The 22,189-nt window shown below is 66.8% G+C and carries 20 protein-coding genes, 1 tRNA gene and 1 pseudogene; 9 read left to right on the top strand and 13 right to left on the bottom strand.

Going from position 1 to position 22,189, the window contains the following annotated elements; genetic code table 11:
- The first annotated feature begins 22 nt into the window (after positions 1–22).
- From RMR04_RS08410 to htpG, 3 genes and pseudogenes are all read left to right on the top strand, one after another.
- Positions 23–723, top strand: a pseudogene (locus RMR04_RS08410) (ribonuclease activity regulator RraA).
- 65 nt (positions 724–788) lie between these two features.
- On the top strand, positions 789–2,723 hold the full coding sequence (locus RMR04_RS08405) for a methyl-accepting chemotaxis protein (protein ID WP_311914109.1): 1,935 nt from the start codon (positions 789–791) through the stop codon (positions 2,721–2,723).
- A 297-nt stretch (positions 2,724–3,020) separates the two neighbouring features.
- The gene (gene htpG / locus RMR04_RS08400) at positions 3,021–4,895 is read left to right on the top strand and encodes a molecular chaperone HtpG (RefSeq protein WP_311914108.1); all 1,875 of its coding nucleotides are present in this window, start codon (positions 3,021–3,023) and stop codon (positions 4,893–4,895) included.
- A 21-nt stretch (positions 4,896–4,916) separates the two neighbouring features.
- Here the strand turns inward: htpG and RMR04_RS08395 are convergent, their stop codons facing one another.
- Genes RMR04_RS08395 through RMR04_RS08370 form a run of 6 tightly spaced genes read right to left on the bottom strand, consistent with a single transcriptional unit; the run spans position 4,917 to position 9,582 of the window.
- A complete protein-coding gene (locus RMR04_RS08395; RefSeq protein WP_311914107.1) occupies positions 4,917–5,795 on the bottom strand; it encodes an amidohydrolase family protein in 879 nt (292 codons plus the stop codon).
- A gap of 10 nt (positions 5,796–5,805) precedes the next feature.
- Positions 5,806–6,615 carry an SDR family NAD(P)-dependent oxidoreductase gene (locus RMR04_RS08390; RefSeq protein WP_311914106.1) on the bottom strand — a complete coding sequence of 270 codons (810 nt, stop codon included), beginning with the start codon at positions 6,613–6,615 and terminating at the stop codon, positions 5,806–5,808.
- Positions 6,612–7,160, bottom strand: a complete 549-nt coding sequence (locus RMR04_RS08385) for a carboxymuconolactone decarboxylase family protein (RefSeq protein WP_311914105.1) — start codon at positions 7,158–7,160, stop codon at positions 6,612–6,614. The genes RMR04_RS08390 and RMR04_RS08385 overlap by 4 nt, the downstream gene beginning before the upstream one ends.
- A gap of 9 nt (positions 7,161–7,169) precedes the next feature.
- Positions 7,170–7,784 carry a hypothetical protein gene (locus RMR04_RS08380; protein ID WP_311914103.1) on the bottom strand — a complete coding sequence of 205 codons (615 nt, stop codon included), beginning with the start codon at positions 7,782–7,784 and terminating at the stop codon, positions 7,170–7,172.
- Positions 7,777–8,598, bottom strand: a complete 822-nt coding sequence (locus tag RMR04_RS08375) for an alpha/beta fold hydrolase (RefSeq protein WP_311914102.1) — start codon at positions 8,596–8,598, stop codon at positions 7,777–7,779. Before RMR04_RS08375 ends, RMR04_RS08380 begins: the two co-directional genes overlap by 8 nt.
- Positions 8,599–8,610: 12 nt before the next feature.
- Positions 8,611–9,582, bottom strand: coding sequence for a Bug family tripartite tricarboxylate transporter substrate binding protein (locus tag RMR04_RS08370; protein WP_311914100.1), 972 nt, complete (start codon positions 9,580–9,582; stop codon positions 8,611–8,613).
- Positions 9,583–9,744: 162 nt separating this feature from the next.
- Here RMR04_RS08370 and RMR04_RS08365 point away from each other — a divergent pair, with 162 nt between their 5' ends.
- Complete coding sequence (locus tag RMR04_RS08365) at positions 9,745–10,713, top strand: LysR family transcriptional regulator (RefSeq protein WP_311914098.1); 969 nt, start codon at positions 9,745–9,747, stop codon at positions 10,711–10,713.
- Here the strand turns inward: RMR04_RS08365 and RMR04_RS08360 are convergent.
- Entirely contained in the window at positions 10,683–11,714 is a 1,032-nt protein-coding gene (locus RMR04_RS08360) for a GlxA family transcriptional regulator (protein WP_311914097.1), read from the bottom strand. The genes RMR04_RS08365 and RMR04_RS08360 overlap by 31 nt on opposite strands.
- A gap of 120 nt (positions 11,715–11,834) precedes the next feature.
- Here RMR04_RS08360 and RMR04_RS08355 point away from each other — a divergent pair, with 120 nt between their 5' ends.
- A complete protein-coding gene (locus tag RMR04_RS08355; protein ID WP_311914095.1) occupies positions 11,835–12,665 on the top strand; it encodes an alpha/beta fold hydrolase in 831 nt (276 codons plus the stop codon).
- An 89-nt stretch (positions 12,666–12,754) separates the two neighbouring features.
- Here RMR04_RS08355 and RMR04_RS08350 read toward each other — a convergent pair whose 3' ends face one another.
- The 3 genes from RMR04_RS08350 to RMR04_RS08340 all read right to left on the bottom strand — a co-directional run bounded on the left by RMR04_RS08350 (position 12,755) and on the right by RMR04_RS08340 (position 16,531).
- Positions 12,755–14,446, bottom strand: a complete 1,692-nt coding sequence (locus RMR04_RS08350) for an FAD-dependent oxidoreductase (protein ID WP_311914094.1) — start codon at positions 14,444–14,446, stop codon at positions 12,755–12,757.
- Positions 14,447–14,726: 280 nt separating this feature from the next.
- The gene (locus tag RMR04_RS08345) at positions 14,727–15,395 is read right to left on the bottom strand and encodes an NAD(P)-dependent oxidoreductase (RefSeq protein WP_311914093.1); all 669 of its coding nucleotides are present in this window, start codon (positions 15,393–15,395) and stop codon (positions 14,727–14,729) included.
- A 242-nt stretch (positions 15,396–15,637) separates the two neighbouring features.
- The gene (locus RMR04_RS08340; RefSeq protein ID WP_311914091.1) at positions 15,638–16,531 is read right to left on the bottom strand and encodes a LysR family transcriptional regulator; all 894 of its coding nucleotides are present in this window, start codon (positions 16,529–16,531) and stop codon (positions 15,638–15,640) included.
- 104 nt (positions 16,532–16,635) lie between these two features.
- On the opposite strand from RMR04_RS08340, the gene RMR04_RS08335 reads away from it, so the two are divergent.
- The 3 genes from RMR04_RS08335 to RMR04_RS08325 are packed head-to-tail and all read left to right on the top strand — an operon-like array spanning position 16,636 to position 19,120.
- A complete protein-coding gene (locus tag RMR04_RS08335) occupies positions 16,636–17,499 on the top strand; it encodes an SDR family oxidoreductase (protein WP_311914089.1) in 864 nt (287 codons plus the stop codon).
- A gap of 39 nt (positions 17,500–17,538) precedes the next feature.
- A complete protein-coding gene (locus tag RMR04_RS08330; protein WP_311914087.1) occupies positions 17,539–18,012 on the top strand; it encodes an AtaL-like protein in 474 nt (157 codons plus the stop codon).
- 40 nt (positions 18,013–18,052) lie between these two features.
- A complete protein-coding gene (locus tag RMR04_RS08325) occupies positions 18,053–19,120 on the top strand; it encodes an alkene reductase (protein WP_311914085.1) in 1,068 nt (355 codons plus the stop codon).
- A gap of 81 nt (positions 19,121–19,201) precedes the next feature.
- Here the strand turns inward: RMR04_RS08325 and RMR04_RS08320 are convergent, their stop codons facing one another.
- On the bottom strand, positions 19,202–19,360 hold the full coding sequence (locus tag RMR04_RS08320) for a hypothetical protein (RefSeq protein ID WP_311914084.1): 159 nt from the start codon (positions 19,358–19,360) through the stop codon (positions 19,202–19,204).
- Here RMR04_RS08320 and RMR04_RS32085 point away from each other — a divergent pair.
- Positions 19,298–19,480 (top strand): SDR family NAD(P)-dependent oxidoreductase, encoded by a 183-nt coding sequence (locus RMR04_RS32085; protein ID WP_410492256.1) that lies wholly within the window; start codon positions 19,298–19,300, stop codon positions 19,478–19,480. The genes RMR04_RS08320 and RMR04_RS32085 overlap by 63 nt on opposite strands.
- A gap of 7 nt (positions 19,481–19,487) precedes the next feature.
- On the opposite strand, the gene RMR04_RS08315 is transcribed toward RMR04_RS32085, so the two are convergent.
- A tRNA-Ile gene (locus tag RMR04_RS08315) sits at positions 19,488–19,563 on the bottom strand.
- Between the two features lie 147 nt (positions 19,564–19,710).
- Positions 19,711–22,122 carry a methyl-accepting chemotaxis protein gene (locus RMR04_RS08310; RefSeq protein ID WP_311914082.1) on the bottom strand — a complete coding sequence of 804 codons (2,412 nt, stop codon included), beginning with the start codon at positions 22,120–22,122 and terminating at the stop codon, positions 19,711–19,713.
- Positions 22,123–22,189 lie beyond the last annotated feature (67 nt).

The raw sequence follows: 22,189 nt of genomic DNA, 5'->3' as shown, positions 1-22,189 counted from the left end.
ACCCATGAAAGCGACTTCCCCCATGGCGACCAATGCCCAGATCATCGAAATCCTGTCGAAGGTGACGACCGCCACCCTCACCACGATCCTGCTCAAGAAGGGGCTCCGCAACGTCTGGATCCGCGGCACCAAGCCGCTGCGGCCGGGCCAGCCGCGCCTCGTCGGGCGCGCCTTCACCTTGCGCTTCGTGCCGGCGCGCGAGGATCTCGCCACGCCGGAATCCTGGTCCTCGCCGAAATCGACCCGCGCCGCGATCGAGGCGATGCCGGATGGCTGCATCGCCGTGGTCGACGCGATGGGCGTCACCGATGCCGGCATCTTCGGCGACATCCTCTGCGCGCGCATGGCCAAGAGGGGCGTCGCCGCGCTGATCACCGACGGCGTCGTGCGCGATGTCGCCGGGGTGCTCGGCACCGGCCTGCCGGTCTGGTGCCAGGGCGCGGCGGCTCCCCCTCCGTCGCGGGCCTGACCTTCGTCAACTGGCAGGAGCCGATCGCCTGCGGCGGCGTCGCCGTCTATCCCGACGACATCATCGTCGTCGATGACGATGGCGCGGTCCTGATCCCCGCCGCCCTGATCGACGCCGTGCTCGAGGCCTCGCCCGAACAGGAGCGTCTCGAAGCCTGGATCATGCAGGAGGTCGAGGCCGGCGCCGCGCTGCCGGGGCTCTATCCGCCCAACGCCGAGAACAAGGCCCGCTACGAAGCCTCGAAGCAGGGCTGACTTCACCTTCGACAACCGGGCGAAACCGCACATGCGAGCATGACGCGCTCGCGGAGCAGGATGAGATGCGCGAGTTCTTCAAGACGCTGACGATCCAGACCAGGATCGCCACTGGGTTCCTGTTCATCCTGGCGATGGCGGGGCTTCTGGGATGGCTCGCAATCTCGTCCTCGCGCGCCTCGCTCGCGCTCTTCCAGCAATACCGAACCGTGACCGCGGTCACCGCCAGCATAGCCAAGGCGCAGTCGAGCTTCGCCGACGCCCGGCTTGCCGGCGAGGCCTTCACGCTCTCGCTCGACCCCGGCAAGCTCGACGAGGCGGAGAGCGCCGGCAAGGCGAGCCTCGACAATCTCGTCGCCGCCAAGGCGGCGGCAGGAAGGAGCGAGATCGGCTCCGTCCTCGGCTCGCTCGATGAGCAGGTCGCGACCTATCTCAAGCTCGTCGCAACGCTGAAGGGCGCGGGCCTCCAGGCCGACGCCTCGCAGGCCCTGATCAAGACAGGCGAGGACAACGCCGCGCAATTGAAGCAGGCGACCGCCGCGCTGGAAACCAGGAGCAGCACCACGGGCCCGGAGATCGAGGAGATCATGGCCGCCTCGTCGCGCTCGGCCCTGATCCTCGTCGTGTTCGTCGTCCTGGTCGGCTGCCTCGTCTCCTTCCTCGTCGGCCGCTCGATCTCAGTGCCGGTGCGCCTGATCACCCGGGCCATGGGCAAGATATCGGAAGGCGAGCTCGAAACGCCGATTCCCGCCCGCGATCGTTCCGACGAGATCGGTGGGATGGCCGCCGCACTCGAGGTCTTCCGCGACAATCTCCAGACGATCCGGACCCTGGAGGTGCAGGAGCGCCGTGCTGCCGCCGAGCGCGCCGCCCGCACGGAATCGATGATCGCCGTCGTCAACGATGTCGGCGCCGTCGTGGCGGCGGCCGCCGCCGGCGATTTCAGCGCCCGGCTGAAGATCGACCATGACGACGCAGAGATGCAGCGTCTGGTCGGCGGCATCAATGAGATCAACACTGTGGTCGACATGGCATTGACCGAGTTCTCGCAGGTGTTGGGCGCAATCGCGCGCGGCGACCTGACCCGCTCGGTCTCGACGCCCTATCGCGGGCGATTGGCCGAGCTCAACGCCTCCATCAACGAGACGGTCCTGCGCCTGTCCGGCATCGTCTCCGGCATCCAGCAGACGACCTCGCAGGTCTCGCTGGCGGCGCGTCAGATCAAATCCGGTGCCGAGGACCTGTCGCAGCGCGCCGAGGAGCAGGCCTCCTCGCTGGAGGAGACCGCCGCGACGACCGAGGAGCTCGCGGCTTCAGTGAAAATCAGCGCCCAATTCGCGGCGACAGCGGCGCTCGCCGCCGGCAGCGCGGCAGAGGTCGCCGAGCAAGGCGGCGGCGTCGTGCGCGACGCCGTGCTCGCCATGGAGCGGATCGAAAGCGCCAGCCGCAAGATCTCCGACATCATCCGGGTGATCGACGACATCGCCTTCCAGACCAATCTGCTGGCGCTGAACGCGGCGGTGGAGGCAGCGCGCGCCGGCGATGCCGGCAAGGGCTTTGCCGTCGTCGCGGGCGAGGTCCGCACCCTGGCGCAGCGGTCGAGCGCAGCCTCGCGCGATATCACGGCGCTGATCGCATCCTCTACCCAGGAGGTCGTCCAGGGTGCCACGCTGGTGCGCTCGGCCGGCACGGTGCTCGAACAGATCGTCGCCGCCTCCAGGCAGGTGGCCGGCCATGTCTCGGAGATATCGGCCGCATCGAGCGAACAGGCGCATGGCATCGAGGAGATGAACCAGGCCGTGACGCATATGGACGGCATGACCCAGCAGAACGCTGCGCTCGCCGATCGGAGCGTCGCCTCGGCGGCGATGCTGGCGGAGCAGATCCAGGAACTCGACCGCCTCGTCGCGATCTTCTCGATCAGCAAGGACAAAACGGTGTCCAAGGGCGCCCCGATCACCCAGCTCGACGCCGCCCGGCGCGCCAAGGCAGGTGTTTAGAGGCTGTTTGGGAACACACTCCTCAATCTCACCACAGCCCTCATCCTGAGGAGCCGCGAAGCGGCGTCTCGAAGGATGCTCCAGAGGCTGCGGAGCCTCCTGGTCCATCCTTCGAGACGCACCTGCGGCGCTCCTCAGGATAAGGACTGCGGTGAGGACACCGTCGGCACTTCGCTGCGCGCGGGATGACTGCATCACTCCAACCTCTCCGCAAAAGGCCTGACGCACCTTGAAACCACGCCACTTTGCGGCCAAATCGCACGCTGCGACGATGATCCGTTCAAAGAGCTTTTCAGCATGACCGCCACGACCACCGAGAACCGCAGTTTCGAAGCCGACGTCTCGCGCCTGCTCCATATGATGGTGCATTCGGTCTATTCGGACCGGGACGTCTTCCTGCGCGAATTGATCTCCAACGCGGCTGACGCCTGCGAGAAGCTGCGCTACGAGGCGATCGCCAGGCCGGACTTGATCGGCGACGATCCCAGGCTCGCGATCACCATCGCCGCCGATGCCGAGGCCGGCACGCTCTCGATCGCCGATAACGGCATCGGCATGACCCGCGACGAGATGATCGATGCCCTCGGCACCATCGCCCGCTCCGGCACCCGCGCCTTCATGGATCGCGTCGAGGCGGCGCAGGGCAAGGAGGGCGCGCAGCTCATCGGCCAGTTCGGCGTCGGCTTCTATTCCGCCTTCATGGTGGCGGGCCAGGTCGAGGTCGTCAGCCGCCGCGCCGGCAGCGAGGAGGCATGGCGCTGGTCCTCCGACGGCAAGGGCGAGTTTTCCGTCGCCCCAGTCGCGCTGGAGGAGGCGCCTGCCCGCGGCACGCGCGTCACCCTCTCGCTGCTCGACGACGCCAAGAGCTATGCCGAGCGCTGGACGCTGGAGCGCATTGTCAAGGCGCAGTCCGGCCATGTCCCGGTGCCGATCTCCCTCATCGAGAAGCCCGGCACTGAGCCAACCTCGCTCGCCGACGGAGCCGCGCTCTGGACCCGGCCGAAAAGCGAGATCAAGCCCGAGGAATACGCCGATTTCTACCGCAGCGTCGCGGGCCAGTACGATGAGCCGGCGGCAACGATCCATTTCCGCGCCGAGGGGCGTCACGAATACACCGCGCTCGCCTTCGTGCCGGGCGGCAAGCCGTTCGATCTCTTCGACGCCGACCGCAAGGGCCGGATGAAGCTTTATGTGAAGCGCGTCTTCATCACGGATGAAGCCGAGCTCCTGCCGCGCTATCTGCGTTTCGTGCGCGGCCTCGTCGACACCGCCGACCTGCCGCTCAATGTCTCGCGCGAAATGATCCAGGACAGCCCGCTGCTGGCCGCCATCAAGAAGGGCGTGACCAGCCGCATCCTCACCGATCTCGGCAAGCTCGCGGAGCAGGATAGCGAGGCCTTCTCCGGGATCTGGGAGAATTTCGGCCCCGTCATCAAGGAAGGCCTCTATGAGGATTTCGAGCGGCGCGAACAATTGCTCGGCCTCGCGCGCTTCAAGACGACCACTCCCAGTGACACGTGGCGCAGCCTCAAGGACTATGTCGCGGCGCTGAAGGAGAACCAGACGGCAATCTACTACATCGCTGGCGACGACCCCGCGCGCATTGCCGCCTCGCCCCAGCTCGAGGGCTTCCGCGCCCGCGGCATCGAGGTCCTGCTGCTGAGCGACCCTGTCGACAGCTTCTGGGTCTCGAACGCGCCCGACCATGACGGCAAGCCGTTCAAATCCGTGACGCAGGGCGCGGCCGATCTCGGCCTGATCCCGCGGCTCGACGGCGAGGCGAAGCCGCAGCTCGAAACCAGCGCCGAAGTCACGGCGCTGCTTGGCGCGATGAAGCAGACCCTGGCGGCCGAGGTCGAGGATGTCCGCGCCTCCGACCGCTTGACCGACAGCGCGGTCTGCCTCGTTGCGACCGACAAGGGCCCCGACCGGCAGTTCGAGCGCCTGCTTTCCGCCGCCGGCCGCCTCGACGGCGCCAACAAGCCGGTCCTCGAGGTCAATCCGCAGCATGAGCTGATCATCCGCCTCGCCGGATCGCAGGATGAGCCGCTGCGCAGCGACATCGCGCATCTGCTGCTCGACGAGGCACGCATCCTCGATGGCGAGCGGCCGAGCGACGCCAAGGCCTTCTCCGATCGCCTGACCAGGCTGATCGCCAAGGGACTGGCCTGAACGCGGCTCTCCAAGTCCTGTTCAGCCGAAGTTGAACAGGGCTTGGGGATTATCGACCAGCATCAATTGGCGCTCGCGCGAGCCCGGCGCGATCTCCGTCAAGAGATCGACGAGGTCGCCATCATCCGGCATCGGCCCATGCAGGTTCACATGCGGCCAGTCGCTGCCCCAGAGCATGCGCTCGGGCGCATGCCGGGCAAGGCTCGTCGCGATCGGCAAGGCGTCGCGAAAAGGCGGCCCCGCAACCGACAGCCGGTCGGCGCCGCTGAGCTTGAGCCAGACGCGGCCCGTGTCGATGAGGCGCTTCAGCGCCACGATGCTCGGCCCGTCCGGCCCCTCCGCCAGGGGCGGTCGTGCCATATGGTCGACCACGACAGGTGCCGCGATCGAGCCGATGAAGCGCTCCTGCGTGACGATGTCATGGCCAGCGACATGGATCGCGACATGCCAGCGAAACGGCGCGACCTTGGCGATGATCTCTCGCATCGCCGCAAGATCGGGCTGGCCGCCGAGATGCGTCAGGAAGTTGAAGCGGACGCCGCAGATGCCGGCAGCGTCCAACGCCGCGATCTCGCCTTCCGTGCAATCGCGCTTCAGCAGCGCGACGCCACGATAGCGCCCCGCGCCCTCTGCCAGCGCGGCGAGCAGCGGGCGATGATCGAGGCCATGCCCCTGGCTCTGGACGATCACGGCCCGCGCGATGCCGAGATGGTCGTGCAACCGGCGCAGCGCCGTCTCGGGCGCCGCGTTGGGCGTGAAGCTGCGCTCGGGCGGCAGCGGGAAGCGGTCGAAGGGGCCGTAGATATGGCAATGCGCGTCGCAGGCGCCGGGCGGCAATGCGAGAGCCGGCTTGCGCGGGTTGGGGTTCGGCGGCGGACCGTCCGGCTTCGGGGTCGTCATGCTTAAATCCTCAATCGCAGCGCGCGGTCATGCCGCCATCGACGACAATCTCGGTGCCGGTGATGAAACGGGCCTCGTCGGAGGCCAGGAACAGCGCCGCATGGGCGGTGTCGCGCCCATCGCCCATGAAACCGAGCGGAATGCGGGCGACGCGGGCTGCGAGCAGCGCCGCGACATCGCCATCGGCGCGTTGCCCGGCCAGCCGCGCCTCGACCATCGGCGTATGCATCTGGCCCGGCACGACCGTGTTCACGCGGATGCCTCTGGGCGCGTATTCGACTGCCGTGACCCGCGAGAACTGGATGATCGCGGCCTTGGCCGCGGCGTAGCCGACCTGCGCCGCGCCGGTCCAGCGCAGCCCCGAGGTCGAGGCGGTGTTGACGATCGCGCCGCCGCCATTCGCCTCCATCACCGGGATGACATGCTTGCAGGCGAGGAAGACGCTCGACAGGTTGAAGTCGAGCTGCCGGCGCCAGCCCTCCTCCGACAGCGCCACCGCCCCGCCCGGCGCCGAGCCCCCGACATTGTTGACGAGGATGTCGACCGTCCCGAAAGCCTCACGGCAGGCCTGCACTGCTTTTTCGACCTGCGCGCTGTCGGTCGCGTCGCAGAGATGGGTCGCGATCGTGCCGCCGGCCTCCTCAGTGCGCGCGACCGTCTCGGCCATGGTCTCGGCCGTGAGGTCGAGCGCAAAAACCTTCGCCCCTTCGCGTGCAAACAGCACCGCCGCCGCGCGGCCATTGCCCCAGCCCGGCCCGACGCAACCCGCTCCCGTTATCAACGCGACCTTGCCGGTAAGACGCCCCACCCCCGCCGTCACGGCGCAAGCTCCGGCGCTTCACCCTCCGGCAGGCCGATCTCGAAGGCGTTCAGCGTCATCGAGACCAGCGTGTAATAGCCGAGCACGCCGACGAGCTCGACCACGCCGGCCTCGCCGAGCTCGCGCACCGCCGCCGCATGCACGGCCGCGGGGACCGCGTGCGTCTCGTGCAGCGCCATCGCATAGTCATAGACGGCCTGCTGAGCTGGAGCCGCGAAATCCGGCTTCTCCCGCCGGGCTATCGCCGCCACGACTGCCGGGTCGAAACCCGCCTTCAAGCCCTCGCGCTTATGGACGAACCATTCGTAATGCGAAGTCCAGCGCCGCGCCGTCACCAGGATGGCAAGCTCCGAGAGCTGCGGCCCGAGGCTCGTATCATAGCGCAGGAACTCGCCAAGCCGCTGGGCGCGGGCGCCGAATTCAGGGCTGTGAAGCCAGGCCCGCAGCGGCGCCGGAACGCGCCCGCGCTTGCCCGAGGCCGCCTCCTCGGCGACGCGCCGCTGCGCCTCGTTCATCTCCTCGGGGGTGAAATCCTTGATACGCATGCGTTTGCCTCAATCACGCCGATAGGGAGCATAGAGGTTGAGCAGTTTTGCGCCGTAACCGCCTGCCACAGCGAACGTGCCCTCGATCCGCTCCAACCCAACAGGATGCGAAAAGGCGGCGAGCAGCCACAAAGCCCCAGTCGTGTCGCGGAACAGGCGCAACTGGCTCAAGCCATCGAGCCCGGCGGCGGCCTGAAGCAGCGCCTCGACGGCCGCGTCATCCGCCCCGGGATAATGTGCCACGCAAAGACGAGCGACCTCGCCCGCGGGCAGGGCCAGCGCGTCCCCAGGATGAAGCTGCTCGGCGACCACCCGTCGCCGCCCGATCGTGCGCGGTAAGAGGCGCTTGCTCCACGGCGTGGAATTTCCCCCCGAGACCGCGGCATATTCAGGCGTCGCGAGCGCCTCGACGGAACTCAGATCGTAGATCGCGAGCCAGCGCGGCCAGCCCGAAAGGCAGACCCAGCGCGAGGCGCTCTCGAAGCCGGGCAAGCCGCGCCGCTGCGGAAAATGCTCGCTGTCATACCAGTCGTTGAACTCCTCCTCCAACGCGGCGGGGGGCTCCATCGCAACGAGCAGCAGGCCCTTAGATATGGGCGCTCCAGACGTGGGCGCTCTAGACATGGGCGCTCTCCGAGACCGACTTGAGGCTGCCGGCATGCCGCATCAGGAACGGCACGATTTGCGCCGCCATCGCCTGCGCGGCCTGCACCGGCATCAGATGCCCGCTCTCGATCGTCGCGAAGCGAGCATGCGGGATAGCACCCGCTGTCGCCTCGACCTCGGCGGGCGGGCGCAACAGGTCGTGCCGGCCGGCAAGGACGAGGCAGGGCATCGTCAGGGAGGGCAGACATTCGGCCACCCGCGTCCCGGCCAGGGCGGCATTGGCCATCGCGTAGCTCTCGGGATCATTGGCGAGGAAGCGCTCGCGATAGGCCTCGAACGCCGCCCGGTCGGCGCGCAGCTCCTCCGGATAGGAGCGGTCCAAGCTCGCCTCGACGATCGCGGCCATGCCCTTGCAGCGCGCGAGCCTGGCGCGCCGGTCGAGATAGGCCTTGCGCTCCGGCGGAACCGAAAGCGCCGGCGCGCACAGGGCCAGCGCTTCGACGACGGCCTCGTCGCGCGCCGCGTAAGCCACCGCGATCGCAGCTCCGGCCGCGACGCCGGCAAGCAGGCAGCGCGGCCCGAAACCGGTTGCCGCAACAAGCTCCGCGAGGTCGGCCGCATGATCCTCGATCGACAATGCGGCAGGCTTGCGGCTCGATCCGCCGGCGCCGCGCTGGTCATAGCGCAGCACACGGAAATGCGGGATCAGCAGGGGGAGCAGTCCGTCGAAGCTGTCCAGCGCCCCACCGAGTTCGTGGATCAGAATGAGATCGGGGCCATGTCCGCTGATCTCATAGTTGAGGCTGATTGGGCCGAGCGACGCTTGGGGCATAGTCGCTGTGCTTCAGTTCGTCTTGATATTCGCCGCCTTGACGACGGCCGCCCATTTGTCGATCTCGCTGACGATATAGGCGGCGAACTCCTCGGGCTTGTTGGCGACGACGATCGCGCCCTGCAAGGCGAGCTTGTCCTTGACCTCGGGCGAACGCAGCGCCTCAACCAGAGCGGCATGGAGCTTGTCGACGATCGGCTGCGGCGTCGCGCGCGGCGCCACGATGCCATACCAGTTGTCGGCGACGACCTTGGGCAGGCCGAGCTCCGCCGTGGTCGGCAGATCGGGCAGGCTCGGCGAGCGCGTGGCGCTGCCGATCGCGATCGCCTTGATCGTGCCGGCCTGGACATGCGGCAGCAGCACCGCGATGTCCATGAACATCAATTCGACCTGCCCGGCGATCAGATCGGTCACGGCCGGCGCAGCCCCACGATAAGGCACATGCGCCATGTCGACCTGGCCATATTGCTTGAGCAATTCACCGGCGAGATGCGGCATGCTGCCGGCGCCGGACGAGGCGAAATTCAGCGTGCCGGGCTTGGCCTTGGCCAGGGCCAGCAATTCGGGCAGGCTCGTGACCGGTACCTTGGAACCGACGACCAGAAGTTCCGGGACGCTTGCCGCCAATGTCAGCGCCCGCAAATCCTTGCGCGGGTCGTAGCCGATCGCCTCCTGCATGCTGACGCTGATCGCGAGCGCACCCGCCGTACTGATTCCGATCGTGTAGCCGTCGGGCTCCGCCATCGCGACCGCCTTGGTGCCCACAGCCCCGCCTGCCCCGGCGCGGTTATCGATGACGACCGACTGCTTGACGATCGCCTGCATCCTCTCGGCGACGGCCCGTGCGATCGTGTCGGCAGGGCCACCCGCGGCGAAGGGCACCACGAGCCTGATCGGCTTGCTCGGAAAGGTCTGGGCGCTGGCCGCCTGGGCCAGCAGCATGGCGGCCATCACGAGCCAGCCGCAAAATCTAGCCTGCATCATCTCGCCTCCCCCTTGGTCTTGCCGCTCTTCCGGCGGCCCGATCGAGGCCCCGACTCTGGCAGGAGAGACGCGTCGACGCCAAAACCATGTTGGAATGGCAAGCCATGCCGTGACGGCATGGTTTCGATCTCTTATGCTCCAGCGGCAATTCGGAGAAGGCGCTTGGATTCCCGCAAGCTCGGATATTTCGCCAGCGTCGCGCGCGCCGGCAGCTTCAGCCGTGCCGCCGAGGAATTGCGGATCGCGCAGCCCGCGCTCAGCCGGCGCATCCGCGAACTCGAGGACGAACTCGGCCGGCCGCTCCTCGTCCGCCATGGCCGTGGCGTCCGCCTGACGGCGCTGGGCGCAAGCGTGCTGCAACGCGCCGAAGAGATCGAGCACCTGCTGGCCCAGATCAAGACCGACGCCCGCCAGGACCGCCCTGCCCTGCGCGGCACGGTCGCGCTCGGCCTGCCGCCGGCGGCGGGCCTGCTGCTTGGGCCGGCCCTGGCCGCGCATATGGCGCAGGCCTATCCCGAGATCGTCCTCAATCTGCGCGAGGGCGTCAGCTCCCTGATCCATGAATGGCTGGCGGAAAAACGCATCGATGTCGGCCTCGTCTACAATGCGATGCCGGTCGACGGCTTCCGGATCGTGCCGCTGCTGCGCGAGCGCATGGTGCTCGTCGGCCCGCCCGGCGACACGCGCAGAATCGGCGAGACGTCGGAGATCCGCATCAAGGACATCACCGGGCTGCCCTTGATCATGCCGAGCCTGCCGCACAACAACCGCCGGGTGCTCGAACAGGCGGCGGCGCGTCATGAGGTCCGGCTCGCCATCCGCTCCGAGGTCGACAGCGTCGCGCTGACCAAGGCCATGGTCCGGGTCGGGCAAGGCTATACGATCCTGACCCACGCATCCGTCCAGGCCGAGGTCGCGCGCGGCGAGCTCAGCCGCCGCGCCATCGACAACCCGCCGATCGTCGCGACGCTGGCCCTGATCATGCGCCAGAGCACGCTCGCCGAGCCGCTGGCGCGCCAGCTCGGCGTGGAAATCGAGAGCCTGCTGGCTGGTCTCTGCGGAACCGAGGCCTGGCCGGGGGCGACCTTGATCCCGCCCGCTCAGGCCGCGACGCCGAAGCGGCGGCGATAATCCGCCGGCGCGAGCCCGGTGACGCGCTGGAACAGCTTGCGGAAGGCCGAGGCATCGCCATAGCCCACCTCCCAGGCGATCTGCGCGACCGGGCGGCGGCTCTGTTCGAGCGCCTCGCGCGCTTTGGCAATCCTGACCTGCTGGGCATATTCCGTCGGGCGCAGGCCGGTCGCCTTGCGGAAGCGGCGCAGGAAGGTCCGCTCCTCTAGTCCGGCGCGCGCCGCCAGCGCCGGCACGGCATGGTCCCTGGCGCCCGTCGCCTGGAGCCAGTGCTGCACCTTCAGCACCGCCGCATCGCCATGGCCGAGGCGCGGCACGAAGCGGCCATAGGGCTGCTGCGCCCGCCCCGGCGGGTCGATCAGCAGGAAGCGCGCCGTCTCCAGCATCACGCTTGGCCCCAGCAGGCGCTCGACCAGGGTCAGGCCGAGATCGGTCCAGGCCAGGATGCCGCCGGCGGTAATGATGTCGCCTCCATCGATCACCATGCGATCGCTATCGACGCGGATCGCCGGGAAGCGCGCCGCCAGCGCCTCCGCGAAGGCCCAATGCGTCGTCGCCTCGCGGCCCGCGAGCAATCCGGTCTCGCCGAGCAGGAAGGCGCCCGCGCAGACCGAGCACAGCGTCGCCCCCTCGGCATGGCGCTCGCTCAGCCAGGCCGCGAAGCCCGCCATGGGCTGCATCCTGGCCGGCATCACCAGGCTCGGCGGGGCGATCAGATGGCCGAGCTTGTGCACTGGGCCCGGATGGCTGTCGAAGACGCATGCGACTGCCGCATCACCCTGCGCCACATGTTCCTGAGCCACGTTCTCTTGCACCATATTTTCTTGCACCATCTGCCGCCAATGGCTGACGCGGATCGCGGGCGCCTGCGGGTCGCCCTGCGCCGCGCTGATGTCGCTGGCGATGCGGAACAGATCGGTCAGCCCATGAACAGCTGCCAATTGCACATCGGGGTAGAGCAAGAGCCCGATCTCGGCTTTGATCCTCTGGGCAGTCGTCATGCTGTCAGTTTCGCCTCGCATAATGTCGGTTCCGCCAAGCGGCAGCATGCAACGGCGCGGCTATACCGTCTACATCGCGGGCGGCGATCCCACCGCCCCGGCAACCGAAGGGACCAGACGATGAGCACGATCACCACCCGTGACGGCACCGAGATCTACTACAAGGATTGGGGTCCCAAGGACGCGCAGCCGATCGTCTTCCACCATGGCTGGCCGCTCAGCGCCGATGACTGGGACAACCAGATGCTGTTCTTCCTCGAACAGGGCTACCGGGTGATTGCGCATGATCGCCGCGGCCATGGCCGCTCGACCCCGACCGCAACCGGCAACGAGATGGACACCTATGCCGCCGACGTCGCCGAGCTCGCCACAGCGCTCGACCTCAGGAACGCCGTCCATATCGGCCACTCCACCGGTGGCGGCGAGGTCGCCCACTACGTCGCCCGCGCCGAGCCCGGCCGCGTCGCCAAGGCGGTGCTGATCGGCGCGGTGCCGCCGGTGATGGTGAAGTCCGAGACAAATCCCGGCGGCCTGCCGATCGAGGTCTTCGACGGCTTCCGCGCCGCGCTCGTCGCCAACCGCGCGCAGTTCTACATCGATGTGCCCACCGGCCCGTTCTACGGCTTCAACCGGGCAGGCGCCAAGGTTTCCCAGGGCGCGATCGACAATTGGTGGCGGCAGGGCATGATGGGCGGCGCCAAGGCCCATTACGATTGCATCAAGGCCTTCTCGGAGACCGATTTCACCGAGGACTTGAAGGCGATCGACGTGCCGATCCTGATCCTGCATGGCGACGACGACCAGATCGTCCCGATCGCGGATTCGGCCCTGCTCGCCGCCAAGCTGGTGAAGCACGGCACGCTCAAGATCTATGAGGGCCTGCCGCACGGCATGTGCACGACCCATCCGGACATCATCAACCCGGACCTGCTCGCCTTCATCAAGGGCTGATCCCTCGCAGCAAGGCAGCCCCGGCTCTTCGAGTTGGGGCTGCTGGATCGGGGGCTGAGAAGGGACCGCCGCGGGGAGGCCACGTTCCATCATGCTTGCCGCACCGCATTCAATGCGCGTCCGACGTCCCGTGCCAGGACGGAATGAATCTGTGAGATGACGGCGGCGCCTTCGCCGACGGCGGCGGCGACCCGCTTGGTCGAGCCGGCCCGCACATCCCCGACGGCAAAGATGCCTGGGCAATTGGTTTCGAGCGGCAGCCGCTCGCCGTCGCCGGCGCGCTCTCCCGTGAGGACAAAGCCCGTTGCGTCGAGCGCCACACAGCCGTCGAGCCAGTGCGTATTGGGGTCCGCACCGATGAACAGGAAGAGGTGGCGCGAGGTGCACTCCCGGATCGCACCTGTCCGGCGGTCTCGAAACCTCGTCCCGGTCAGGCCTGTCGCCCGGTCGCCGTGCAAATCGACGATCTCGCTGTCCACATGCAGTTCGACATTGGGCAGCGCCGCGATCCGATCGATCAGGTACCGGGACATGGTCTGCTCGAGGGGGCGGCGCACCACCAGGTGCAGATGCCTGACCTGCGGTGCGAGATAGGCAACCGCCTGGCCCGCCGAGTTGCCTCCGCCGACCAGGACGACGTCCTCGCCGGCACAAAGCCGCGCCTCGACGGGCGATGCCCAGTAAGAAACGCCGGCCCCTTCCAGTTCTTCGATATTGGGAATGTCGGGCCGCCGGTAGCGCGCTCCCGAGGCGATCACGATGGTGCGCGACCGCGCAGTGCCACCATTGCTGAGCTCGAGGGTGAACGGGGCTTCCGCATCCGCTCCATGACAGCGGAGCAATCCGACGGTCAGCGGAATGGCGAGTTCGGCGCCGAACTTCGCCGCCTGATTGAAGGCCCGGCCCGCGAGGGCTTGTCCGGAGATGCCGGTGGGAAAGCCGAGATAGTTTTCGATCCTGGCGGACGCGCCCGCCTGGCCGCCAAAGGCGCGGCTGTCCAAAACCAGGACGGACAACCCTTCGGATGCGCCATAGACGGCAGTGGCAAGCCCGGCCGGCCCGGCCCCGATGACCGCCACGTCATGGATAATCTTCGGATCGAGATCCGGTGTGATGCCGAGGCAGGACGCGGCATCGGCATTGCTCGGGCTTCTCAGCAATGTGCCGTTCGGGCAGATCATCAGCGGCAGGTCTTCGGGGGCAACGCCGAGCCGTTCGACGAGTTCGCGCCCCTCCGGCTCGCATGCGGCAATGACGGTGTGGGGGTAGCCGTTGCGGGTGAGAAATCCCGACAATTCGACGATGCCCGGATCATCCCGGCGTCCGACCAGGATCGACCCTGCGCCGCCGGTCTGACCTTCCTCGATCAGCATGACGCGCCGGAGGATGAAGGCGCGCATGATCGTTTCACCGACATCCGCCGATCCGATGACGAGCGCACGCAGATGCGGCGCATCAAAGGGTATCGCCACCGCGCCGGTGTCACCCGCCACCACGGACATCAGGGATGGACGGCCCGAGAGCTGATTGGTCTCGCCGGTGAACTGGCCGGGACCGTAGGTCGTGACCAGCGACGACTGGCCGGCTGCGCCGCGCCGGATCGCGTCAGCCGAGCCATCCAGAAACAGCCAGGAGGGGGCGCCGCGGGCGCCGATCTCGTAGATGACCTCACGAGGACCAAAGCTGCGCGGAGCGCCGCTCGCAAAGCGACGCGCCGTCGCGACCTGAAGGGCGGACAGTGTCGGAAAAATCTGCTCTCGCCGAGCGTCGCCGATTGCCATGGGGTGACCTCCCTATCGGGCCTATGCCACTTCTCGTGCGCGACACCATCCGACCAGATGAGGAGCTCGACCGCAATCACGCGGGCGCGAACTGCGGCGCCTTCGGCAAGGTGCCAATTTTCCGAAAAGCGAGGCATAGTGCTGCCGCGATTGTCGGTTGAGTTCCGCAAATCGATAGACGACGCCCGCTACCACTGGGCGTCGCTCCTTGCGGTCATGTGATGTCCGGCACTGAGATCGAGCGCGTCACACCGGCCATCTCCGACGAAGGTGGAGACATTCACCACGTGATGAGCGGTGAGCGGCGCAGCCACGCCTCGCCCTCAACCTGATCCACTACGAAGCGTGCGACGTCTTCACGGGCGACATTGCCGCCGTGAAAGCCGGAGAGATCGTCCAAGGCGCGCACGGCGCCGCGGCCGGGCTTGTTGTTCAGGATGACGGGACGGACCAGCACCCAATCGAGCCCGCTCTCTTTGATGATGGCCTCCTGCCGGTTCTTGTCGGCATAGACATGGCGTAGCAGCAGCGGGAAGATCAGGGTGTCGAAGAGAAATCCACCATGCCCGGCGCTGTTGCCCGCGCCCATCCCGGTGATGGCGACGAGACGAGTAACACCCTCGCTTTTCATCGCGTCGACCAGCCTGCGCGTCGCGGACGAAAGCAGGGTCACCTCGCGGAACGGGCTGGCCGGCGTCCCAAGCGCGCTGACGACGGCGTCGCGCCCCCTGAGAGCTTCGCGCATCACAGTCTCGTCGCGAGCGTCGCCGATGACGAGTTTGACACCTCCAAGATCGCGTCCTTTCTCGGCTGAGCGGACGATGACCGTCACATCGTATCCTCGCGCCAGAGCCTCCTTGACGATCAGGCGGCCGGTGCCCCCGGTCGCCCCGAGAATCAAAATCTTGGAATGTGGAGTGGGGATCTTGTCGTTCCCGGAACTAGCCATGATTGCCTCCTCGGCAGGGGAGCCTCTCAATGAGGCCGCCGTTTCTCCAACATCTTTTATCGGCCCAAATCAGTGCCAACTATCCCTCGAATTTAGACAAAGTGTTTCATGGGTGGAACGATAGGAGAGAGTTTGGGTCCTTAAACTGACCGTCGGGCGAAGAGCATGTCGGTTTAACCGCCATCGAGCCGGCGCTGGCGTGTCGGCTGCTTGCTGCGAGCGGCTGTGGCCCCTACGGGCCTTTATCGCCCGAGATAGGCAGCGAGTTCGTCTGGTGTCCCTTGAGGAAAGGCTTCCTTCAAATGCTCCAGGAAAGCTGAGACGCGAGCGCTGAGCAGTCGGCGCGAGGGATAGAGCGCCCACAGGGCGATCTCCGGCCCCTCGACGTCCCCCCAACGCACCAGAGTGCCATCGGCGAGATCGTGACTTACGAGCGAGATGGGAAGGCGCGCGGCACCCACGCCCATGCGCGCGGCGTCCCGGACCATGACAAGCGACGCCAGGCTGAGGATCGGATTGACCGCGATCCTGGATTTTCCTGTCGCTGTCGTCACGTCCCAAGCTTCGGCTTGTCGGCCTTGGCCTCGCACGACGGCCGGGGCAGCAGATCCATCGACCGGCGGCGTCAGCTTCGGGCTCGCCACGACCACTAGCTGGTCGTGAAGGAAGATTCGCCCAATGAGGCTTTCGTCCCGTTCCGGATTAACCCGGATCACCAGGTCATAGGCTTCCTCGATCATGTCGACGGACCGGTCCTCGGTCGTGACTTCGAGCCGGACGTCGGGAAATTTCAGCGCAAAGCCGGCGGCGAGCTTCCCCATCGCGGTCTGGGAAAAAAGCAAGGGCGCGCTGATCCGCAACCTTCCTCGGGGACTATGTCCACCCGAGGCGATCGCCGCAGCCGTCTCGTCGAGTTCGGTGAGCAACTGGCCCGTCCGCTCGAACAGCGCCCGCCCCTCCTCGGTCAGCTTTAGGACGCGTGCGCCCCGTTCGAACAAGCGGAGCTCAAGGCTGCCCTCCAGTTCCGCGACGCGGCGGGACAGGGTCGCCTTGGGACGGCCTGCGGCGCGAGAGGCTTTTCCGAACCCTCCGTGACGGGCGACCAAGTTGAAATCGGCAAGGGCAAGCAGATCCATACGTTCCACCCACGAGACGGTCTGTCCAGATATAGCGTCTATTGGCGCGAATGTGGATCGCTAAATTCGGGACAGCCAAACGGCTCAACCCAGGAGTTACGCCCATGACCATTCTCGTGACCGGCGCGACCGGCAATGTCGGCCGCAACGTCGTCGAACAGCTCGTGAACCGTGGCGCCAATGTGCGCGCTTTGGTCCGCGATCCCTCCAAGGCCAGCTTCCCCGCCGGCGTCGAAGTCGTCAAAGGCGACCTGCTCGATGTCGACGCACTACGCAGCGCCTTCTCCGGCGTGTCCACGCTGTTCCTGCTGAACGGGGTTGTCGCGGATGAGTACACCCAGGCGCTGATCGCTCTCAATCTCGCCCGCGAGGCCAAGATCGAGCGGATCGTCTACCTCTCGGTGATCCACAGCGACGTCTATGTGAACGTGCCGCATTTCGCGGGCAAGTTCGGCGTCGAGCGGATGATCGAGCAGATGGGGCTCAACGCCACCATCCTGCGCCCGGCCTACTTCATGGACAACGAGATCACGATCAAGGACGTGGTCACCAGCTACGGCATCTACCCCATGCCGATCGGCGACAAGGGCCTCGCGATGATCGACGCCCGCGATGTCGGCGAGATCGCCGCGATCGAGCTGATGCGCCGCGAACAGTCGGCCGCGCCGCTGCCGCTCAACCGCATCAACCTGGTCGGCCCGGACACGCTGACCGGAGCGGACGCCGCCGCCATCTGGAGCGACGTCCTCGGTCGTACGATCGCGTTTCCCGGCAACGACACCGCCGGATTCGAGCAGAATCTGCGCCAGTTCATGCCGAGCTGGATGGCCTTCGACATGCGGCTGATGGCCGAGCGCTTCCTGAGCGACGGCATGCTCCCCGATGCCGGCGACGTCGATCGGCTGACAACCCTGCTCGGACGTCCGTTGCGGTCCTATCGCGACTACGTCGCACAGATCGCCGGCTGACATCCTGCCACCGCAACCACGCCGACGAGGACCATCGTCATGATCTATTCGACCGCTACCGTCCCGGTGAACCCGGAAGGCGAAGCCAAACTCACACGCGAGCAGGCCTGGAAAGGCCTGGAGCTGAAGGCGCGCGATGCGCGCCTGTTCCTCCCGCCCGGCCTCTGCACCCGCTGCGACGTTACGGAGGAAAGCGCGACGCATTTCGTCCGTGACGCCACCATCGCGGGTTCCGACCTGCGCGAGATCATCACGCTCCAACCACAGCACAAGGTCACCTTCTTCCAGGCCACCGGGCCGCGCGAAGGCGCGATCATCAACGAGCTGTTCGAGGATGAAGCGGGCGCGCTTCAGCTCAGATTCTACGGCTACCTCGGACTGCGTGGCAAAGAGCCGAACAGCCCCGAGGAACAGGCCGAGCAGGCCCAGCTCGACAGCGACAAGGGCTACAAGGCCGCCCTGCTGTCCACGCTGAAACGCACCCGCGAGATGCTCGCCGAAGGCAAGCTCTGACCCTCGCCTCCCTCATCATCCAGCAACAAGGAGAATTCACATGACCGATGTCTGGTCCCCCATAAAGGTCGGCAACTTGCAACTGCCGCATCGCCTCGCCATGGCGCCGATGACCCGCAGCCGGGCCAAGCCCGACGGCACGCCTGGCGACCTGGCGCCCGAATATTACGCACAGCGCGCGACGATGGGCCTGCTGATCACCGAAGGCACCCAGCCGTCAGAGGATGGGCAGGGCTATCTGAACACGCCGGGGATCTACACCAACGAGCATGTCGCCGGATGGCGCAGGGTGACAGATGCCGTCCATGAGGCCGGCGGCCGGCTGTTCGTCCAGCTCATGCATGTCGGCCGCAGGTCGCATCCGGAGAACACGTCGCATCATCGCCAGCCGGTCGCCCCTTCGGCGATTACGCCGGGCGAGAATATGTTCACGATGCAGGGCATGCTGCCGGTTCCCGAGCCCCGCGCGCTCACGACCGCCGAAGTGCGGCAGACCATCGCCGACTTTGCTCGTGGCGCGGCTCGCGCGATCGAAGCGGGTGCCGACGGCGTGGAAGTCCACGGCGCGAACGGCTATCTGGTGCATCAGTTTCTGGCGCCCAACGCCAATGAGCGCACCGACGCCTATGGCGGCTCGCTTGAGAACCGCGCGCGGTTCGCCATCGAGGTCGTGCAGGCGATCGTCGCTGCGATAGGGCCTAGGAAGACCGCGATCCGGCTGTCTCCCGGCCTTCCGACGGGCGGCATCGCGGAAGGGAGCGTGAACGACGATCTCTACCGCTACCTGGCGGCGGAATTCGAGAGGATCGGCATCGCCTATCTGCACGTCCTGCACATCGGCAATGAAGCGCTCCTCGCGGACATCCGTCAGGCTTTCGGGGGCGTGCTGATCGTCAATCGGCCGGGCCGCTCGCGCGAGCAGGTCGGGACCGATGTCGCGGCAGGCTTCGCCGACATGGAAGCGCTGGGCACCATGGCGCTCGCCAACCCGGACCTCGTCGCACGCCTCAAGCAGGGCGCCCTGCTCAACGAGCCGCGTGTGCCCCTGTTCTACGCCGGCGGCGGCGCCGAGGGCTACATCGACTACCCCTCTTTGGAGCCGGCGTGAGCCCTGGAGCAGGATGCGGAAAAGTGGGAACCGGTTTTTCGCATTGATCGTGCTCTAACTCCTTGATGAAATCATCCGGCTCTAGGCGGGTGGGAGCATCGTTCCCACCCGCGCCCGGATCCCGGCCTTCCAGAAAACGCTCATTTCAAGGAACGCCCCAGGTCGAATAATCAGCGCATCGCGCTGGTCACCGGCGCCAATAAAGGGATCGGGCTCGAGATCGCCCGTCAGCTGGCCCATGCCGGCGTCGACGCCATAATCGTCGAGCCCGGATCAATCCGGGTCGTCGGCAGAAACGACAACTTCGAGAAAAACCTGCGAAGCGATACCGCGCGGCCACGTCGTAGCTCGCAGCTCTGATCGGAAATGGTGGGCCGGGCCGGACTCGAACCGGCACCGGCGCTGTTATGAGCAGCGAGCTCTAACCATTGAGCTACCGGCCCACACCCCGCGTAACATCGCAGCCGCGCTTCGGGCAAGGCCAGTCTGAGCGCAACGACCAGTTTGAAGACATGCGCAAAACGATCGCCCCCGCCGCCTTGCGGCAGCGGGGGCGTGAAGAGCTTCGCCTTGAGGTTCGGCTACTGGTCTCAGGCAGCTTCCGCGATCCGGAGGTCCTCGCCATGGTCGGCGATATGGCCCTCGCGGAACTTGAAGCGGCCGATATGCTCGGTCAGCGCGCGGGTCTGCTCGTCGGTCAGGGCCAGCGCCGCATTGGTCTCCTCGACCAGCGCCGCGTTCTGATGGGCCATGGTGCCGATGCCGTCGATCTCGTTGTTGATCGCCGAGACGTCGGTGGCCTGGCTCCTGGCGGTCTGCGAGATGCCGTTCATCAGCCCGGTCAGATCATTGACCGAGGCGACGATGGCCTCGAACATCGCCGAGGTCTCCTCGACCAGGCCGACGCCGACCTTGACGTCGCCATGGGCGGCCTCGACCAGCTTCTTGACGTCGTTGGAGGCGTCGGCCGAGCGCTTGGCCAGGCTGCGCACCTCGGTCGCGACGACGGCGAAGCCGCGTCCGCTATCGCCGGCGCGCGCTGCCTCCACCGCCGCATTGAGCGCCAGCAGATTGGTCTGGAAGGCAATCTCGTCGATCATCGCGATGACCTCGGAGATCTTGCTTGAGGAGGAGCGGATGCGGTGCATCGCCTCCAGCGCGGACGCCACGACCTTCTCGCCCTGCTGGGCGCGGGCCTCGGCGCCCTCGGCCATGCCGGTCGCCTGGGCGGCTTCGGCTGCGGTCTTCTTGACCGTGCCGGCGAAGGCGGTGAGCTGGTTCGTCGCCATCGAGACGGCGTTGCTCTCCTCGCTGGTGCGCTCGGCGAGGTCGGTAACGCCGTCGAGGATCTCGCTGGTGGCGCTGCGCACGGCCGCGACCGTGTTGGAGAGCCGCGCCAGCGTGCTCTCGAACTCTTCGGCCAGGCTGTTGGTGCCGTTCTTGAGTTCGGCGAAGGCGCCCTGATAGCGCCCCTCCACGCGGGTCGAGAGATGGCCGACCGAGAGCTCGGCCAGCACGTCGCAGGTTTCCGACAAGCCGGCCTGGACGGTTTCGAGCAGCGCATTGACCGAATCGGCCAGCGCGTTGAGCTCGGCATCGGCGAAGGTCGCCGCGACACGCGGGTTGAAATCGCCGGCGGCGGCAGCGGCGACGACCTCGCCGAACGCCGCGCCGAGTTCCTGCATCATCTCGCGGCGCTGCTGCTGGGCCTTTGCCTCGTCCTCGATCTTCGCCGCTTCCGCAGCGCGCAGCGCGACCGCATTGTCGCGGAACAGCAGCACGCTCTTGGAGATGTCGGCGATCTCGTCATTGCCCTTGGTCTGCACGACCGTCTCGAGCTGGCCGTCGGCAATCGCGCGCGTCGCGGCCCAGAGCCGATTCAGGCGGCCGACGATCATCGGGCGGACATAAAACAGCGACAAAGCCAGCGCGACGAGGAGCGAGCCGATGCCGACCGCGCCGAGCCAGAGCTTGCTCTGCTCGATCAGCGTGCGGGTCGAGACGCTGGAGGCGAGAGCCTCGCCGCGCGCGCTCTTGACGAGCTTGTCGACCTGGCCGCGCAGCGCCTCGGCCGCGCCGCCGACGCCGCGCAGGCTCGCAGTGATCCCTTCCTGCGTGGAAAGGTCGCGCTGGCGCACGCTGAGGACGCCTTCGCTGCCCTCGCCGACATCGATGACCGTGTTGATGGCGCCGACACGCACCTTGTTGGGAACGATCTTCTCGATCGCCGACAAATCCTTGCGGATGCGCGTCACGATGGCGGTGAAGCGGTCACGGGCCGCGCTCAGCTTCGCCTTGTCGTCGATCTGCGCGATCTCGCGCAGCAGGCCGATCAATTCATTGACCTGCGCCTCCAGCTTCCGCGCCAGGTCAAAAGCCTGGAAATCGCGCTCGATCAGCCCCTGGATCGAAGCGTTGAGATCGTCCCCGCTCAGGCCCTTGACGCTTTCCATCCCCATCAGGATGTTGAACCGGGCCTCATCGGCCTCGGCCCCGACCACCCCGACGAAAACGCCGCGCGCCTTCGATAATTGTTCGAGCGAGGCCTGCATCGCCGCCGCATTGCGCAGCCGCTCTCCGGTCAGGTCGTTGATGTCGTTGATCTGGCGCGACAATTCATCGACGCCGGTCTGGATCGGCTTCATGTCGGTCGCGTCGAGCGCGGTAATACGGCGGATAAGGTCGAACTGCCGGGCCTCGATGGCGTCGAGCTCACCGGTCAGCTTCGCGCGCTGCTGTACCGTGGTGACCTCCATGAAACGGGGCGCCAGCGCCGTCGATTGCGTCGCGGCCTGCGAAAGCTCGAGCGAAAGCTCCACAGTCGGCATCTTGTGCTCGACTGTCTCGCTGACGGTCTGGTTGACGCGATCATAGGAGAACCATGCCACCAGCGAGGCTACGATCGTCAGCACCGTGAGCAGGCCGAGCGCCGCATAGATGCGCGCAGCGATACCGATGCGAAGCGGCGTGCGCTGGCGCGCGGGCTTCGTAGCCTTGGTCATGAATTGCTCTCCGAAATGCTGACGCAACGCGTGGAAAGAATCAGGAAATAAGGACAGAAAGCGGCAG

The sequence above is a fragment of the Bosea sp. 685 genome, assembly GCF_031884435.1.
Lineage (GTDB): Bacteria > Pseudomonadota > Alphaproteobacteria > Rhizobiales > Beijerinckiaceae > Allobosea.
This window is presented reverse-complemented; position numbering and strand designations above follow the sequence as displayed.

Bases quoted from the DNA above. Each gene is read 5' to 3' on its own strand.
- RMR04_RS08325 (WP_311914085.1), top strand. From the start codon at position 18,053: ATGACCGATGTCTGGTCCCCCATAAAGGTCGGCAACTTGCAACTGCCG.
- RMR04_RS08340 (WP_311914091.1), bottom strand. From the start codon at position 16,531: ATGGATCTGCTTGCCCTTGCCGATTTCAACTTGGTCGCCCGTCACGGA.
- RMR04_RS08320 (WP_311914084.1), bottom strand. From the start codon at position 19,360: ATGGGCCAGCTGACGGGCGATCTCGAGCCCGATCCCTTTATTGGCGCC.
- RMR04_RS08355 (WP_311914095.1), top strand. From the start codon at position 11,835: ATGAGCACGATCACCACCCGTGACGGCACCGAGATCTACTACAAGGAT.
- RMR04_RS08335 (WP_311914089.1), top strand. From the start codon at position 16,636: ATGACCATTCTCGTGACCGGCGCGACCGGCAATGTCGGCCGCAACGTC.
- RMR04_RS08380 (WP_311914103.1), bottom strand. From the start codon at position 7,784: ATGTCTAGAGCGCCCACGTCTGGAGCGCCCATATCTAAGGGCCTGCTG.
- RMR04_RS08310 (WP_311914082.1), bottom strand. From the start codon at position 22,122: ATGACCAAGGCTACGAAGCCCGCGCGCCAGCGCACGCCGCTTCGCATC.
- RMR04_RS08405 (WP_311914109.1), top strand. From the start codon at position 789: ATGCGCGAGTTCTTCAAGACGCTGACGATCCAGACCAGGATCGCCACT.
- RMR04_RS08345 (WP_311914093.1), bottom strand. From the start codon at position 15,395: ATGGCTAGTTCCGGGAACGACAAGATCCCCACTCCACATTCCAAGATT.
- RMR04_RS08395 (WP_311914107.1), bottom strand. From the start codon at position 5,795: ATGACGACCCCGAAGCCGGACGGTCCGCCGCCGAACCCCAACCCGCGC.
- RMR04_RS08385 (WP_311914105.1), bottom strand. From the start codon at position 7,160: ATGCGTATCAAGGATTTCACCCCCGAGGAGATGAACGAGGCGCAGCGG.
- RMR04_RS08330 (WP_311914087.1), top strand. From the start codon at position 17,539: ATGATCTATTCGACCGCTACCGTCCCGGTGAACCCGGAAGGCGAAGCC.
- RMR04_RS08360 (WP_311914097.1), bottom strand. From the start codon at position 11,714: ATGACGACTGCCCAGAGGATCAAAGCCGAGATCGGGCTCTTGCTCTAC.
- RMR04_RS08375 (WP_311914102.1), bottom strand. From the start codon at position 8,598: ATGCCCCAAGCGTCGCTCGGCCCAATCAGCCTCAACTATGAGATCAGC.
- RMR04_RS08370 (WP_311914100.1), bottom strand. From the start codon at position 9,582: ATGATGCAGGCTAGATTTTGCGGCTGGCTCGTGATGGCCGCCATGCTG.
- htpG (WP_311914108.1), top strand. From the start codon at position 3,021: ATGACCGCCACGACCACCGAGAACCGCAGTTTCGAAGCCGACGTCTCG.
- RMR04_RS08350 (WP_311914094.1), bottom strand. From the start codon at position 14,446: ATGGCAATCGGCGACGCTCGGCGAGAGCAGATTTTTCCGACACTGTCC.